The 15,703-nt window shown below is 44.2% G+C and carries 10 protein-coding genes; 7 read left to right on the top strand and 3 right to left on the bottom strand.

Translation table 11 applies throughout. The annotated features are described in order from the left end of the window. The first annotated feature begins 487 nt into the window (after positions 1-487). The 4 genes from OCU48_RS13555 to OCU48_RS13570 all read left to right on the top strand — a co-directional run bounded on the left by OCU48_RS13555 (position 488) and on the right by OCU48_RS13570 (position 6,955). The gene (locus OCU48_RS13555) at positions 488-1,396 is read left to right on the top strand and encodes an aldo/keto reductase (RefSeq protein ID WP_141346425.1); all 909 of its coding nucleotides are present in this window, start codon (positions 488-490) and stop codon (positions 1,394-1,396) included. Positions 1,397-1,572: 176 nt separating this feature from the next. After that, positions 1,573-2,448 (top strand): DUF6279 family lipoprotein, encoded by an 876-nt coding sequence (locus OCU48_RS13560; RefSeq protein WP_141346471.1) that lies wholly within the window; start codon positions 1,573-1,575, stop codon positions 2,446-2,448. A gap of 219 nt (positions 2,449-2,667) precedes the next feature. Further along, entirely contained in the window at positions 2,668-3,798 is a 1,131-nt protein-coding gene (locus OCU48_RS13565) for an efflux RND transporter periplasmic adaptor subunit (protein ID WP_167496211.1), read from the top strand. A 4-nt stretch (positions 3,799-3,802) separates the two neighbouring features. After that, a complete protein-coding gene (locus tag OCU48_RS13570) occupies positions 3,803-6,955 on the top strand; it encodes an efflux RND transporter permease subunit (protein WP_141346423.1) in 3,153 nt (1,050 codons plus the stop codon). 145 nt (positions 6,956-7,100) lie between these two features. Here the strand turns inward: OCU48_RS13570 and OCU48_RS13575 are convergent, their stop codons facing one another. Beyond that, positions 7,101-9,968 carry an FAD-binding and (Fe-S)-binding domain-containing protein gene (locus OCU48_RS13575; protein ID WP_141346422.1) on the bottom strand — a complete coding sequence of 956 codons (2,868 nt, stop codon included), beginning with the start codon at positions 9,966-9,968 and terminating at the stop codon, positions 7,101-7,103. A 12-nt stretch (positions 9,969-9,980) separates the two neighbouring features. Beyond that, positions 9,981-11,120: an FMN-dependent L-lactate dehydrogenase LldD gene (lldD, locus tag OCU48_RS13580; protein ID WP_141346421.1), complete on the bottom strand. Its 1,140-nt coding sequence runs from the start codon at positions 11,118-11,120 to the stop codon at positions 9,981-9,983. Positions 11,121-11,577: 457 nt separating this feature from the next. Between lldD and OCU48_RS13585 the strand changes: the two genes are divergently transcribed. The 3 genes from OCU48_RS13585 (at position 11,578) to OCU48_RS13595 (ending at position 15,100) form a co-directional block, all read left to right on the top strand. Further along, on the top strand, positions 11,578-13,053 hold the full coding sequence (locus OCU48_RS13585; protein ID WP_141346420.1) for an FAD-dependent oxidoreductase: 1,476 nt from the start codon (positions 11,578-11,580) through the stop codon (positions 13,051-13,053). Between the two features lie 127 nt (positions 13,054-13,180). Then, the gene (locus OCU48_RS13590) at positions 13,181-14,071 is read left to right on the top strand and encodes a PA4780 family RIO1-like protein kinase (RefSeq protein ID WP_141346419.1); all 891 of its coding nucleotides are present in this window, start codon (positions 13,181-13,183) and stop codon (positions 14,069-14,071) included. A gap of 81 nt (positions 14,072-14,152) precedes the next feature. After that, positions 14,153-15,100 carry a LysR family transcriptional regulator gene (locus OCU48_RS13595; RefSeq protein WP_141346418.1) on the top strand — a complete coding sequence of 316 codons (948 nt, stop codon included), beginning with the start codon at positions 14,153-14,155 and terminating at the stop codon, positions 15,098-15,100. Positions 15,101-15,102: 2 nt separating this feature from the next. Here the strand turns inward: OCU48_RS13595 and OCU48_RS13600 are convergent, their stop codons facing one another. Continuing rightward, the gene (locus OCU48_RS13600) at positions 15,103-15,693 is read right to left on the bottom strand and encodes a pentapeptide repeat-containing protein (RefSeq protein ID WP_141346417.1); all 591 of its coding nucleotides are present in this window, start codon (positions 15,691-15,693) and stop codon (positions 15,103-15,105) included. Positions 15,694-15,703: the final 10 nt, after the last annotated feature.

A 15,703-nucleotide genomic window follows, 5' to 3' on the forward strand; every position in this document is an offset into this window, starting at 1 on the left:
CGAGGATGACGCCTTGTTACTTATGGGAGGGTATGTTGGTTGAAATGGGATGAATACCAATATATCGAATGACAACACGTTACTACCCAACCGTCGTCTCCGAGGTTTTTATCGGAGACCTTTTCAATTGATGAACGATAAGATCCTCGATAAGAGCGCTCGAGGATGACGCCTTGTTACTTATGGGAGTGTATGTTGGTTGAAATGGGATGAATGCCAATATATCGAATGACAACACAATACTACCCGCCCGTCGTCTCCGAGGTTTTTATCGGAGACCTTTTCAACGGATGAATGATAAGATCCTCAATAGGATCGCTTGAGGGTGTCGCCTTGTGACCATTGGTGATGACGATAATGTGGAGCATAGTTCACACTATCGTGATTTAAACATGCCAATTGAAAGCACGGTAATTGAGCCTAGCTAGGTCTGCGAATAGGATGGATAGCAAAGGTCTTCGGACTTCACTACCTCTTGGAGTTTTTCATGGTACAGAAAGTATCTATAGCCCCTCAAGGGCCAAACCTATCCGAACTTGTTCAAGGTTATTGGCGTGTTGGTGATTGGGGTATGACCCCTCAGCAACGCCTTGATTTTTTGAAGCAACATGTCGACCTAGGTGTAACCACGGTTGATCATGCTGATATCTATGGTAACTATGAGTGTGAGCGTTTGTTTGGTGAGGCGTTAGCGCTAGATAAGAGTGTTCGTCAGCAGATTGAGATCGTTACTAAGTGCAATATTATGTTGTGCGGCGATAAAGCACCAGAGCGTAAGGTTAATCACTACAACTCGTCAAAGCAGCATATTGTTGCTTCTGTTGAGAACTCTTTACGTAATCTGCAAGTGGACAACATCGATGTGTTGCTGTTGCATCGCGCTGACGCATTGATGGATGCGGATGAAGTCGCTGATGCATTCGCCACTCTTAGGGCGTCGGGGAAGGTCTCGCATTTTGGAGTATCTAACTTTACTCCTCGTGGTTTTGAGTTACTTCAGTCTCGGTTAGATGCACCACTAGTGACCAATCAGGTTGAGATCAATCCGTTGAATTTCGATGTTACGGACGATGGTACTTTAGATCTAATGCAAACACTTCGCACTCGCCCAATGGCTTGGTCTTGCCTAGGCGGAGGTAGTATCTTTAGTGGTACTGGTGAACAAGCTGTGCGTGTTAGAAATGAGTTGGGAATCCTTAAAGAGGAGTTAGATGCAAGCAGCATCGATCAGGTTATTTATGCTTGGGTTCGCAAATTGCCTTCTAACCCACTGGCGATTATTGGCTCTGGTAAAATAGAACGTGTTGAGTCCGCGGTTAAATCTCTTGAGATTACGATGACTAATGAGCAATGGTATAGAGTCTGGATTGCTTCTAAAGGTCACGGAGTGCCTTAAATATTTTTGCTTTAGAACCTAAGACCACGCTTCGGCGTGGTTTTTTTTGTTTATGACTTATTTAAGGTTAGAGCTAGCACATTACCAAAGGCTAAATAATACTGAAGGTAAATGATCTCAATGGTTCTTGCTCGGTCGAAAAGAGCATGGATGTCGAACTAGGAGTAGGCTACGCAATGCAACAGTTAACTAGCATGATCATGCAGAAACAGCGGTGGCTGAAAACATTATTAGCCAGTGTACTGATACTGGCTCTTACGGCATGCACTGCCAAGCTGATGTATCGTAATTTAGATTGGGCTGTTTTGGAGTTCATTGAAGACTATGTCACTTTGGATGGCGATCAAGAAGAAATACTTGAACTGCAATTGAATCAGTTTACCCAATGGCACAAAACAGAAGAGCTTCCTCGGTATGAAGCACAACTACGATCGCTTTATGATACAGACCTATCACTTGTTGATGAAGAGTTTTTAATTGAACAACATCAGATATTCAGAACGCACATCAAACGCCTTGCGAATGAGATTACCCCAGAGCTCTATTCATTGTCTCATTCTATGTCGAAGGAGCAAATTGATGAGTTTTTGCTGAATTTAACCGAACAGCATAATGACTATTCTGAAAAATATTCTCAAATGAGCGAGCGCGAGGCGAGAGTCCGTTACAAGGAGCGAATTGAGAAAATTTTGCGTAGATGGTTGGGAACTTTATCGATCGAACAAAAAAGCATCGCTTATCAATGGTCCTCGAGCATAGAGCGAACTCACCAGGATTGGGCCGCTTATAGGGTCGAAACTCGAGACCGTGTTAAGACGATGTTTGCTCGAAGAGACGACCCGTTTTTTTATCAAGAAGAGTTAACAACCCTTATAAATAACCCCGAGCAAGGTTATTCAAATGAGCTTAAAGGAAAACTGGAGCGTAATAGAGCATTAGCTAATCAAAGCATATTAGCCATCCTATCTACCGCCTCTGTGGAACAAAAACAGCACTTTAAACAAGAAGTAGCAGACTGGTTAGAATTGGTTCAAGAACTGCAATCTGACTGAATCTAAAAATAAATCGACTATTATTTGTCTTTTTTTAGATTTTCTATTCTAAAATTTCGTTCTGATTTCTAAATCACTTCACATTTGAAATAATTAGTTACATATCGCAGGTTAAGGTCGTTGATTTTCACGAATACACTGAGCAGCTATTCATCGATTTGATATGTATAAATGAAGTCCTATATCAAAAAGATTATTGATTTAGAAAAAGGTTGTTCAATGAAAAAATCTTTACTGGCAGCGAGCTTAGCAAGCACCTTGCTTTTAGTTGGTTGTGGCGAAGCTCAAAAGTCTCAGCAATCTGCAACTGCACCGACTGTAACTGTGGAACCAACGATAGTTATTGCCCATCAGCCAAGTAAGGCTTATGTGGGTCGTATTGAAGCGGTCGAGGATGTAGACATTACTGCTCAGGTGACAGGATACTTGAAAGAGCGTCACTTCCAAGAAGGGCAAATAGTAGAGAAAGGACAACTTCTTTATACCATCGAACCTTCGTCATTTGAGGCTCAAGTAGCGAGTGCAAAAGCTTCTGTTGCACAGGCAATGGCGAACTTAAAGCGTGCAGAAAATGATTATAAGCGTGCAAAAAACCTCTTACCGAAAGGGAATATTTCTCAGTCGGAGTACGACACTCGTCAAGCCGAGCAACTAGGTGCAGCTGCGCAACTTGAAGCGGCTAAGGCGCAACTGCTATTAGCTGAAGTGAACCTCTCATATACTAAAATTACAGCTCCTTTTTCTGGACGTATCGCAGATACTAAAGTGAGTATCGGTGATTTGTTATCGGCTTCTTCTGGCACGTTAACTACCTTAGTTAGCCTTGATCCCGTTCACGCCGCTTTCCAGTTGAGCGAGCGAGAACGACTACAGCTTGGTGTTGATAAATACGAAGGTGACGGTGAGTCTAACAGTGGTGAAGTAGAAGTAACTCTGAATCTTGAGAATGGTCAGAAACACCCAGAGAAGGGCACTTTGGATTTTGTGGGGAACCGTATCGACTTAACTACGGGTACCTTGGCTGTGCGCGCATCAGTGCCAAACAGCAAGCATACTTTGTTGCCGGGTCAACATATCAATGTTGTTATTGCTTCTACTGAAAGCCAGCCTGCAGTTGTAATCCCTCGCCGTGCGGTTCAAACCGATATCGCTGGTGACTTCGTGATGATCGTAACTGATGGCAATGTAGCAGAAAGACGCAATGTTGAGCTAGGCGTACAAACAACAGACGGTGTGATTGTTAAGACCGGTCTTGGAGAGGGCGATAAGGTTATCGTTGGTGGACTTCAACGCGTACGTAATGGCATCGCTGTGCAAATAGCTGACGCAAAACCAGAAGCGTCGGAGTAACGATATGCTGAGTCGATTTTTTATTCAGCGTCCTAAGTTTGCGCTGGTTATCTCTATTATTTTGACGCTAGCGGGTGTGATTTCATTGGCAGTTTTGCCTGTCTCTGAGTATCCAAGAATTAGCCCACCTTCGGTAAGTGTAACGGCTTACTACACAGGTGCGAGTGCTGAAACCGTTGAGCAAGCCATTGCTGACCCAATAGAAACCTCGGTAAATGGCGTAGAAGGCATGATATACATGTCTTCAAAGAGTGCCAATGATGGTTCGTACAACTTAAATGTGACGTTTGAGGTCGGTACAGACCCTGACATGGCACAGGTGAACGTACAAAACCGCGTAACACAGATAGAGTCTAAGCTTCCGCCTGAAGTTCGCTCTGTGGGTGTAACGGTTAAGAAACGTTCTCCTGATATGTTGATGGTATTGAACTTCTATTCACCGGAAGGAACTTACGACGATCAGTTCTTGATCAACTACATCAACCTTAACGTTAAAGACCAACTGGCGCGTGTGAAAGGCATCAGTGAAGTGAGCGTAGTGGGTGGCGGTGAATTCTCAATGCGTGTTTGGCTAGATCCTGAGAAGCTAGCAAGCTTGGGTTTAACCACACCGGATGTCTATGCCGCGTTGTCTGAGCAAAACATACAGGTAGCCGCTGGTAAAGTAGGCGCACCACCGTATGAAGCAGCGACAGATGTTACTTTTAACTTGGTAACTAAAGGTCGACTAGAAAGCGTTGAAGAGTTTGAAAATGTCATGCTTCGCGCTAATCAAGACGGTTCAGCTGTTTATTTGAAAGACGTCGCTCGTGTTGAACTAGGCAAGAAGTTCTACGATGGATCTGGACAGTTCCGTGGACAAGATGCTTCTATTGTTATTTTGAATCTTCAATCTGACGCTAACGCCCTCGAAAGTGGTGGCTTGGTGATGGATATGCTCGATAATCTCAGCGTCAACTTCCCTGAGGATATGGAGTATGAAAGTAGTTATGATACCACTATTTTCGTTGAAGAATCGATCAAGGGGGTTGTAAAGACGCTCATTGAAGCTATTTTGCTGGTAATCGCTGTAACTTACCTATTCTTGGGTAGTGCTCGTGCCACCTTGATCCCTGTTGTTGCGATTCCAGTATCCCTTATCGGTACGTTTGCTGTTATGCAAATCACCGGTTTTACCATCAACACCGTCACCTTATTTGGTCTCATTCTAGCCATCGGTATCGTGGTGGATGATGCGATATTGGTGATCGAAAACGTTGATACTACGATGCGTAAGGACCCTTCTTTAACACCGCGCAAGGCTACCTTGATGGCGATGAAAGAAGTAACCGGTCCGATTGTTACCTCTACCTTAGTATTGTTGGCAGTATTCTTGCCTGTAGCTATGTTGCCGGGTATCACAGGTATCATGTACCGCCAGTTTGCTCTGACCATCTGTATCTCGGTTGTGATTTCGTCGATCAATGCACTGACGCTATCTCCAGCACTGTGTTCATTGGTGCTGAAACAAGGTGGTGGTAACACCTCTAGTTGGTATAAGGCATTTAACAATGGCTTAGACAAGGTTACTGCAGGCTATGGTCGTCTTGCTGGTTATTTGGTAAAGAAAGCGATCTTGTTGTTCGTGTTCTTTATAGCAGCAGTGGCTGCGGTAACTTACTTTGGCAAAACTACCTCAACGGCTTTCGTTCCTCAGGAAGATAAAGGTATCTTGCTCGTCAACGTGCAGCTTCCGGACTCTGCATCTCTATCTCGCACTGAGGCTGTGACGGACGAACTCGTGGCTCTAATTGAACAAGAGCCAGGAGTTGAAGGCATCACGGCTGCAACGGGTTATGCGTTTATGACGGGTGCTGCAGCCTCTAACGGTGCTTCACTGTTTATAAAGTTGAAGACATGGGATGAGCGTGCAGCCTTAGATGGGGAGCATTCCTCGTTTGCTATTTCAAATCGTATCAATGGCATTGCTGCGAATAAGATCCCGGATGCGGTAGTATTCGCAATGGGACCTCCAGCGGTTCCGGGTATGGGCTCTGCATCTGGCTTCGAGTTTGTTCTAGAGGATACGTTAGGTCGTAGCCGTACTGATTTGGCGCTATTGATGAATGATGTGATTCAAGAAGCCAATAAGCAACCAGAGATTGCGTATACCTTTAGTACTTTCCGCGCGAATGTTCCGCACTACTATGTGGATATTGATCGTGAGAAAGCGAAGCAACTAGGGATCTCATTAACGGATATTTTCACGACCTTGCAGGGCAATTTGGGTTCTATGTACGTGAATGATTTCACTATGCTAGGCAAGAACTTCAGAGTGACCATGCAGGCGGACAGTGAGTACCGTTCGTCGATGGATGACTTAGGACGCTTCTTCGTGCGCAGTAATCAAGGCGTAATGGTACCGTTGAGTACTCTTATTACCCATGAACAGGTGTTTGAGCCAGATGTAGCTTGGCGTTACAACATGTATCGCTCTGCGGTTATCCAAGGCCAACCAGCACCTGGTTTCTCTAGTGGTGACGCTATTGAAGCAATGGAGCGCGTAGCAGAAGAAATGCTGCCACAAGGCTACCAGTACGAATGGACTGGCATGGCATATCAGGAGAAACTCGCGGGAAATCAAGCTATCTATGCCTTTGCGTTGGCTCTGATCTTTATCTACCTATTCATGGTGGCTCAGTACGAGAGTTGGACCATTCCGATTGCGATCATTCTGGTAGTGCCTATCGCGACGTTGGGGTCATTCCTAGCACTCAACTTAGCGGGAATACCTCTGAACTTGTACGCGCAGATAGGCTTGGTTCTGCTCATAGCGCTCGCCGCGAAGAACGCAATCTTGATTGTGGAATTTGCTAAAAATGAACGTGAACAGAACGATCTAGAAATTGATAAAGCAGCCGTTATGGGTGGTATTCTTCGCTTTAGAGCGGTGAACATGACCTCTTGGTCATTCATTCTAGGTATCTTCCCTCTGGTGTTCGCAGCAGGCGCGGGTCACATCAGTCAGAACTCACTAGGTATTTCCTTAGTTGGCGGGCTGTTGTGTGTACTTCTAGCTGGTACCTTATTGATCCCTGGCTTCTACGCCATCATTCAGAAGTTACGTGAAAAAGCACACGGTGGTAGCACCAAGCTTGTAGACCTTGATGATGAATAACCGAGAAGGTTAAATTGCGAATGAATTGAAGAGCCGCATGCAAATGCGGCTCTTTTTTATTGGGGATACAGAACCTGCAATATCATTGATAGAGTAATGTGGAGCCGCAATACTTCTCTTTCTTAAATACGATCAGGTACTGCTTCTAGTCTTGTGCAATATGGGGATGTATGTCCTTATTTGCCACGGACACCTCATCTAGCAGATACAAAATGGATTGATAAGGTACACCACTGTGATGGGATAGTCCTATTTCACAGGTTCTACTATTACTGAAGCCTCTACTACAGTATTTTGGTACTTGCTCTTTTAATGAATGAACGGCAGCAGCATTGAGTTCAGGTGTAGTAAAACCCTTATCTCCAGCCCAGCCGCAGCATTGAATATGCTCAGGCACAATAACTTTTGATGCACAGGCATTAGCCAATGTCATCATGGTCTTTTCTAGTCCCATTCGTCTTGAACTACAGGTGACATGCAGCATAACGGGTTCGTTTAGTGGGCTAATTTCTAGATGCTCAAGTAAATAAGCCTTCGCAAAGCCTGCAGGCTCAAGGATGTCTAAAGGCTTGGAGAAGTGCTCGATACTGCGTTTGGCACAAGGGCTGGTATCCATTAAAACGGGATATTTGCCTTGTTCACTCGCCTGCCAAAGAACAGCCTCTAGTTGACTAGATTTTGATTGGGCAAGGTTATTCATTCCTTTACTTTCATAAGGCATACCACAACATTGCTCATTAAGTTCTTGCGGAATAACCACTTCAAAGCTGGCTTTGTTCAATAGAGATAAGATCACTTCGGTAAGTGGTCTTTGATCTTGTGCATCGTTTTGTTGCCCCATGCTACGACTTGCACAAGAGGGCAGGTAAACCACTTTCTTGGTTGATGGCTTTTGTGTTGATGCTTGCTGTTTCAAATCAAAGTAGTTTGCTTGTGGATATTCTTTTAGCCAAATGGGTGTGGTTTGTTTAGTGAGTTTTCTAAGTCCGTTGGCCATTTTGCCAACGGTGCTCTCACCCAGTATTTTTGACGCTACTTGGTTGGCAGAGAACCCAGTTTTTGCCAGTTTACTGGTGGTAGCGAAATGCTCTGCTGTCCATTTAGCAATAGAGTGATATCTTTGATACTTTTCTGTGCGTAACTGCTTAATGAGATCGCCAGTATTAATGCCAACAGGACAGCGTTCAGCGCATAATCCTGTTGCTGCACAGGTATCTATGCCTTGATAATTGAAGGTTTCTTCTAGTTCAGTCGCTTTTGTATCCTCTCCTGATGCTCGCTTGCGCTGGAGTTCTCGGTACAATACGATGCGCTGTCTTGGAGACAATGTAAGCGTCCTTGAAGGACAAACAGGTTCACAAAAACCACATTCGATGCAGCGGTCAATGAGAGCATCTGCTGCGGGCATTGGTTTTAGATTTTCTATGTGTGAATGTGGGTTATCATTGATAATTACCCCTGGATTAAACAATCCTTTGGGATCAAATAGGGTTTTTATCTGCTGCATTAAGGCATAGCCTTCCTTGCCCCATTCCAGTTCCACATACGGAGCCATGTTTCTACCGGTGCCGTGCTCTGCCTTTAATGAACCTTGATATTTTATCGCAACAAGGTCGACAACATCATCCATAAATTGACCGTATCGTTCAATTTCTGTTTTAGAGTCAAACCCTTGGGTAAATACAAAGTGCAGATTTCCTTCTAATGCATGTCCAAAAATAATAGCTTCGTTGTAGTGATATTTATCGAACAAAGCTTGAAGATCGCGAATTCCGTTAGCTAGATCTTCAACAGGAAAGGCCACATCTTCAATAATGACGGTCGTTCCGACCTCTCGCACAGCGCCGACTGCAGGGAACATGCCTTTGCGTATATCCCAAAGGGTTGCAACGGTAGTTGACTCACTGGTGAATGGTACTGATTCGATGATGTTATACGTTTCTAAACCTTGCATGACTTGTGAACATTGTTGATCGAGGTGTTGCTGGTCATGAGCATGTGATTCAATCAGAATTGCAGTCGCATCTAGGTCTAAGTGCTTAATGAATTCAGGCATTCCTGACTTATCGGCCACTGAGCGAAGTGCTCGACCATCCATCAATTCAACTGCGGCTACGGGTAGTTTTGATAATGTGGTGACGGCTAGACTTGCCTCTTCAATTGTCGGTAATACGAGTAGTGTGGAGGCCTTGTTTGGATGTTCTGCAACGGTGTTGTAAGTGATCTCTGAGATGAAGCCAAGTGTTCCCTCTGAACCTATCATTAGGTGCTCAATGACATCGATAGGGTCGTGATAATCTACGAGAGCATTAAGGGCATAGCCTGTTGTATTTTTGAGGCGATATTTATGTTTAATCTTTTCTGATAGCTCAGTGTTGTTTGACACCGTTTCGCACAATGCGCTGATGCCATGAATTAACTCAGGATTAGCTGACTTAAATGCTGCGATACTCTCTAAGCTACCTGTATCAAGTTGAGTACCATTACTAAACACCAACTTCATGCTCGCAACCGTTTTATAGGAGTTTTGTGCAGTACCACAACACATCCCACTAGCATTGTTCGCTGCTATACCGCCAATTTTGCAGGTGTTTATGGAAGCAGGATCCGGACCAATCTTTCGTTGATATTGGGCAAGATACTTGTTTGCATCGGCGCCAATGACACCTGGTTGCAGTACAATTTGTTCTCCATTATTAACGATCTCATGTTTTCGCCAATCATCGGTCAATGTGATTAAGACTGAATCTGATAGTGCTTGACCGGATAAGCTTGTGCCTGCTGCTCGAAAGGTACAATGTATACCAAACTCTCGGCAGCTATTAACGGTAAAAATCACTTCATCTAGGTCTTTGAGCTGCAGAACAATTTTTGGAATTAATCGATAAAAGCTGGCATCGGTACCATAGGCAAGGCGCTTCGCTTCTTGAGTTACAATGCGATCTGGCGTGATTTTTGATGCCAGCAAGGTTTCAAGCTGTTGAAAAGAGTCAGAGGAAAGTAACTTGCCCATTGAGTGCGTCCTTTAAATCGGTTTCACTAAAGAGTCCTGTGAGAGGTCATTGATAGTCTTTGCTCCCGTGAGTGTCATGGCGACGCGAATTTCTTTATTGTAGAGATCTAGCAGGTTCTCCACACCTTGCCCACCTTGAGCTGCCAGCGCGTAGACAAAAGAGCGACCTAGTAAAGTACAATCAGCGCCAAGCGCGATCATACGAACCACATCAAGACCGTTACGAATCCCAGAATCGGCTAAGATTTTCAGATCGCCTTTTACCGAGTCTGCAATGGCAGGTAGTGCCTTTGCGCTTGATAAAACCCCATCTAACTGCCTACCACCATGGTTAGACACTACGATGCCGTCTGCACCAAAACGCACGGCATCTTTTGCGTCCTCTTCATCGAGGATGCCTTTAATGATCATTGAACCATCCCAGCTATCGCGTATCCACTCAAGATCTTTCCATGAAATGGAAGGGTCAAAGTTGGCCCCTAACCAGCCAATGTAATCTTCAAGTTTTGTGGGTTCCCCCCTATAGGCGGAAATGTTTCCTAGATCATGAGGTTTGCCAAAAAGCCCTACATCAAGGGCCCAGCTAGGATGAAATATCGATTGTGCGATGCGGCGTAAGTTCGCGTTAGGACCACTCATTCCGGAATGCACATCTCGATAACGAGCTCCAGGGACGGGCATATCAACGGTAAAGACTAGAGTCTTAACTCCCGCAGCTTTAGCTCGCTTTAGAACATCTTTCATAAAGCCGCGATCTTTTAACACGTAGAGTTGGAACCACATTGGTCTATTGATGGCAGGAGCAACCTCTTCTATTGGGCATACTGAAACCGTCGATAGTGTAAATGGAATACCTTTTTTCTCCGCAGCCTTTGCTGCTTGTACTTCACCTCGGCGTGCATACATCCCAGTTAATCCAACGGGTGCTAATGCTATGGGCATCGCTAGCTTTTCGCCAAACAGTTCAGTTTCAAGGTTGAGCTCAGACATGTTATTGAGTATTCGCTGTCTAAGTGCAATATCGCCAAGGTCTTGGGTATTATTTCTTAGTGTTCGTTCGTCGTATGAGCCTCCGTCAATATAATGGAATAAAAAGGGAGGTAGCTTTTTTTTTGCTGCTGCTCGGTAATCGGTTGAGGAGGAAATGATCATCTATCAGGCTCTTTATTGTTATTCCATCAGTGATGGTTTCAAATGGTTCGCCATAGATTGAGTAACTTAGCTTATTGGAGACACGCACTTTCAAATGGCATTCTAAGTACTTACTTTAGTTTAGAAAATTGCTTCATGAATGCATCAGTGAAGTCAAAGTTGCAAACTAAGATCCCCGTCATAACTACGGAGCAAAGAGGGGGGCATAACAGTCTTACCGTGAGTCGAAATCAAAGCCTTGATAGCTTCCGATATCATGCAGTAGTCGTGAGTACTCATACTGATTTATGAGTAGCGTTAATTGTTTATTTTAATTCAAGATAGGGCTGTGAATGATGCGGTTTTAATCGTATTGGCTAAAAGAGTAGGGATTTGTTAGTTACTGTCGGACAAAGCCATAATTTTTGGTAAAATAACCGCACAAAAAATTGGATTTTCAATAAAGGGTAAATAAGTCGTGGCTGAACAAGTCCAAACTCCCCTCCGTGTTGCTGTGATTGGTGGCGGGATCGCTGGTTCTACGACAGCGTTGCATCTGGCTGAACAAGGTATCGATGTCACTTTGATTGAGCAAGGTGAGCGTTTAGTTAATGGGCCTCCTATTTGCCACCTTCATGCCGGTGGAAACCTTTATCGAGAGATTTCTCAGCAGCAATGCGTAGAGTTACTCAAACAATCGATTGAGACAGTTCGCTTGTTTCCACATGCGGTCAATGTTCGCCCAACCGTGATCGCGACGCCACTGACAGACAGTGGTGATCCTCAAGCCTTGTTGCCGCGTTTATCAGTTATCCAAGACAGTTATCACAACTTAGTTGCACAAGACCCTTTGAATGCAGTGCTAGGTGAACCCCAACAGTATTATTCTCAGTACAATCGAGCCCAATTAGAGGCGCTTCGAGAGCGTACGCAACCTCAGAATCCATTGACTCATGATGACTGGCTGATTCCCTTCACGCAGAATGTCGATCTGGACAATCTAAAATATCCAGTATTCGTGGTTCAAGAGTTTGGCCTGAGTGTTTTTCGTCTTTCTGCCAGTGTGAGCCTGACATTAGAGGCTCACCCAAACGCAAACTTGAGGATGGGATGTCGTCTTGAGCAGGCGTGTTACATCGACAACCAGTGGCATCTAACCTATCAACATAAAGATCGAGAAAAACAACTCTTAGTTGTGGATTATTTGGTCAATGCGACAGGTTATAAAACAGGTACTATTGACGATCTAACCAACCAACCACAAAAGCGCTTAGTGGAATTTAAGTCCGCATTCATCACACACTGGAATAATAATGACATACACTGGCCAGAAGTGATTTTTCATGGTGAGCGAGGCACTCCTCAAGGGATGGCTCAACTAACACCATATAGTAATGGCTATTTTCAAGTACATGGAATGACAGAGTCCATCACGCTCTTTGACAATGGCCTGGTCGCAAGCCAAGCACCCAGCTCACAGCCACGATTGCCGTTAGAACTTGAAGCTAAAATTACTCATGGTTGGCCAGAGTCTGTGACTCAGCAACGCACGAATAACGCGATCGAGCATATGAGTCAGCACATTCCTGCATTTTCAAATGCAACAGTAGGGGGGAAACCTCTCTATGGTGCTCAGCAAATCCCAGGAGATGATCCTGCTCTGCGTGCGGTCGATGTTTCGTTCACCGAAAGCAATTATGCGAGAATTGAATTGGTAAAAGCCTCATCAGCTTATCAAGCGGCAACTAAGATTAGAGATCAACTACAACGATTGTATGCTAAACAATCGGTGACGATTAAATGTGATCTCGGTATAGAACAGTCTCACCCGCATTTGTCAGCTCTATCGTACGAATGTATTGAAATGCGAGCGAAAACATTAGCACGAGAAAAAGGGTATCCAGAGGACCTCGCCATTCAAACGGGACTTCCTCTCAATAACCCGGCGGTTTGATCGTTTTTGATGCAATATATCAACAACTGCGAAACGGTTGAGGCAATTAACGAGAAAATTATTGTTAATTGTGCTTCATTCATTGGTTGAGATTTCATCTGCAAGCTAACTCATGTATAAAGGCGCCATGAAGATACCTAAAAGAATACAACCTTTAGTTGACGATGGTTTAGTCGACGAAGTGACAAGCCAATTAATGAGTGGCAAAGAAGCCTCAGTGTATATCGTACGCTGCGGTGAAACGATCCGTTGTGCCAAAGTGTACAAGGAAATTAGCCAACGAAGCTTTAAGAAGGCAGCTGCCTATCGCGAAGGGCGTAAGGTCCGCAATAGTCGCCGGGCTAGAGCGATGGAAAAAGGTTCTGGGTTTGGTCGCGACCAACAGGAAAAGGTTTGGCAAAATGCAGAGGTTGATGCTCTGTATAAGCTAGCTGCTGCTGGCGTGAGAGTTCCGGAGCCGTATGGTTGCTTTGACGGTGTCTTACTTATGGAATTGATCACTGATGACGACGGTTATGTTGCACCGAGACTGAATGACGTCGTGATCTCTCCAGAACAGGCGATTGAAGACCATCAGGTGATGATGACCTATGTGGTTAAAATGCTGTGCGCAGGCTTGATTCATGGCGATCTGTCTGAGTTCAATGTACTTGTTGATGAATATGGTCCTGTCATTATTGATTTGCCACAAGCGGTAGATGCCGCCGCCAATAACAATGCGGAGTGGATGCTAGCTCGCGATATAAATAATATGCGTGACTACTACGGACAATTTGCGCCTGAACTTCTTACCACTGAATACGCTAAAGAAATTTGGTCTTTGTTTGAAAAGGGCGATTTAAAACCAGACAGTGAGTTGACCGGTGAATTTACCGAAGATGACACTTTGGCTGATATTGACTCAATAATGGAAGAAATAGACTCTGCTCGAATCGCAGAATTAGAGCGAAGAGAAAGAGCTAAGGAAGCCAGTGATGGGGTTGACGAAAGTAAATTCAATTGGGCTGAACCTCAATAACGATGTGTTAGTGAAAGCAGCAGCGTAGGATAAGTTATACTTCTGCTTTCAAACAAGACTCATAGTGATTGGGAGCGTTTCATGTCATTGACTACACAGCTAGCGTTATTTCGTGACGTGGTGCAGCAAGGCTCTTTTTCTAAAGCCGCTGCTCTTCATGATATGGATAACTCCTCTTTATCAAAGCAGATAAAAAAGCTAGAAGCGTCGCTTGGTGTACAGTTACTCAATCGCTCAACCCGCTCATTCTCGATCACCTCCGCGGGAGAAGAAATTCTAGAGCAGACGCATACACTGCTCGATACGTTGGCACACATTCACAGTATTGCTGACACCTATCAGTCCGTTCCCAAAGGTTCTCTTCGAATTACCTCACCTATTTTCTTTGGTCAAGAGTATCTGCAACCCGTCGTTACTCGGTTTATGAAACAGTATCCTGATGTTCAAGTGACCCTTTCTTTAGATGACAGACGAGCGGATATTATCGCTGACCACTTTGATCTCGCGTTTCGTATTAGTAAACTTCGAGAGTCAAACCTAATTGCAAAGAAAATAGCCAACACCAATTTTGCATTGGTGGCTTCTGAGCAGTTTGTGGAGCAATACGGCGAGCCTAAAACACCGCAACAATTGTTGGAATTGCCTGCAGTGGTGTACAGCAATGGGAGCATAACCTTAGATAGGATTCGTATTAGTGAGACCGCACACTCTAGCAATATGATGACACTTAGAATGCAGGGCAATTATAAGATCAGTGATGTACGCACTATGATGAGCGCCGTAAAAGATGGATTAGGTTATGCGCAGATAGACTTATTTAACCTAGATCGTCCGATTTCGGAAACAAAATTAGTGCCGCTACTGACTGATTATAAGCTCTCGACTATGGATACTGGGATCTACGCTATCTATCCTCATCGCAAACAAACCTTACTCGTCAGTGAGTTTATTCAATATGTACAACAACATATTGGCAGCCCAGCCCTATGGGAAAGCTACATCCCAGACTACAAAAAGATGTATCAATAAGATTAATCAACCAATTGTATGTTGAGACTTTCGAGTAGATTTAACGCCTCGAAACGAGAGAATTTAGCACCAGATAAGCGGTTGTTGTTTAAGTCGATACCAAGATTTGAAGATTCGGTGAAGTCCACTTGTTCTAAATTTGAGCGCATAAATAAACTGCGGCTAAAATCACAATAGGTCATACTTGATTGAGAAAAATCCCCTTCTCGGAAGTCAGCATCATGTAGTTTACACTCTGTGATAGTGAGTTCTTGTAACGTAAGACCGAACCAAGAACAATCATTGAGGATACAATGCTTGAAAGAAAGCTCACAATCGGAATGAAAGTTAGGCCAGTGCGCCGTCGTCCAATCAATGCCGACCATTTTGCTTTCATTAAATGAGACCTGATACCAGCGGCTATTCGGGATCTTGATAAGACTGAGATTACAACGAATAAACGCGCAATTGATGAAGCGACAGTTGGAAAGCTTAGCTTCAGAAAAGTCGCAATCCACAAACTCGCACTCTTCAAATTCAATGTTGCTGAACTCCTTACCGCTTAAAATCTGTTTAGAAAACGATTCATCGTAATATTGCTCGTTATTTTCCATTCTTTGTAAA

Origin of the sequence: Vibrio inusitatus (assembly GCA_024346935.1) — a bacterium.
Lineage (GTDB): Bacteria > Pseudomonadota > Gammaproteobacteria > Enterobacterales > Vibrionaceae > Vibrio > Vibrio inusitatus.

Coding starts and splice junctions, on each gene's coding strand:
- OCU48_RS13595 (WP_141346418.1), top strand. CDS start 14,153: ATGTCATTGACTACACAGCTAGCGTTATTTCGTGACGTGGTGCAGCAA.
- OCU48_RS13590 (WP_141346419.1), top strand. CDS start 13,181: ATGAAGATACCTAAAAGAATACAACCTTTAGTTGACGATGGTTTAGTC.
- OCU48_RS13600 (WP_141346417.1), bottom strand. CDS start 15,693: ATGGAAAATAACGAGCAATATTACGATGAATCGTTTTCTAAACAGATT.
- lldD (WP_141346421.1), bottom strand. CDS start 11,120: ATGATCATTTCCTCCTCAACCGATTACCGAGCAGCAGCAAAAAAAAAG.
- OCU48_RS13555 (WP_141346425.1), top strand. CDS start 488: ATGGTACAGAAAGTATCTATAGCCCCTCAAGGGCCAAACCTATCCGAA.
- OCU48_RS13560 (WP_141346471.1), top strand. CDS start 1,573: ATGCAACAGTTAACTAGCATGATCATGCAGAAACAGCGGTGGCTGAAA.
- OCU48_RS13570 (WP_141346423.1), top strand. CDS start 3,803: ATGCTGAGTCGATTTTTTATTCAGCGTCCTAAGTTTGCGCTGGTTATC.
- OCU48_RS13575 (WP_141346422.1), bottom strand. CDS start 9,968: ATGGGCAAGTTACTTTCCTCTGACTCTTTTCAACAGCTTGAAACCTTG.
- OCU48_RS13565 (WP_167496211.1), top strand. CDS start 2,668: ATGAAAAAATCTTTACTGGCAGCGAGCTTAGCAAGCACCTTGCTTTTA.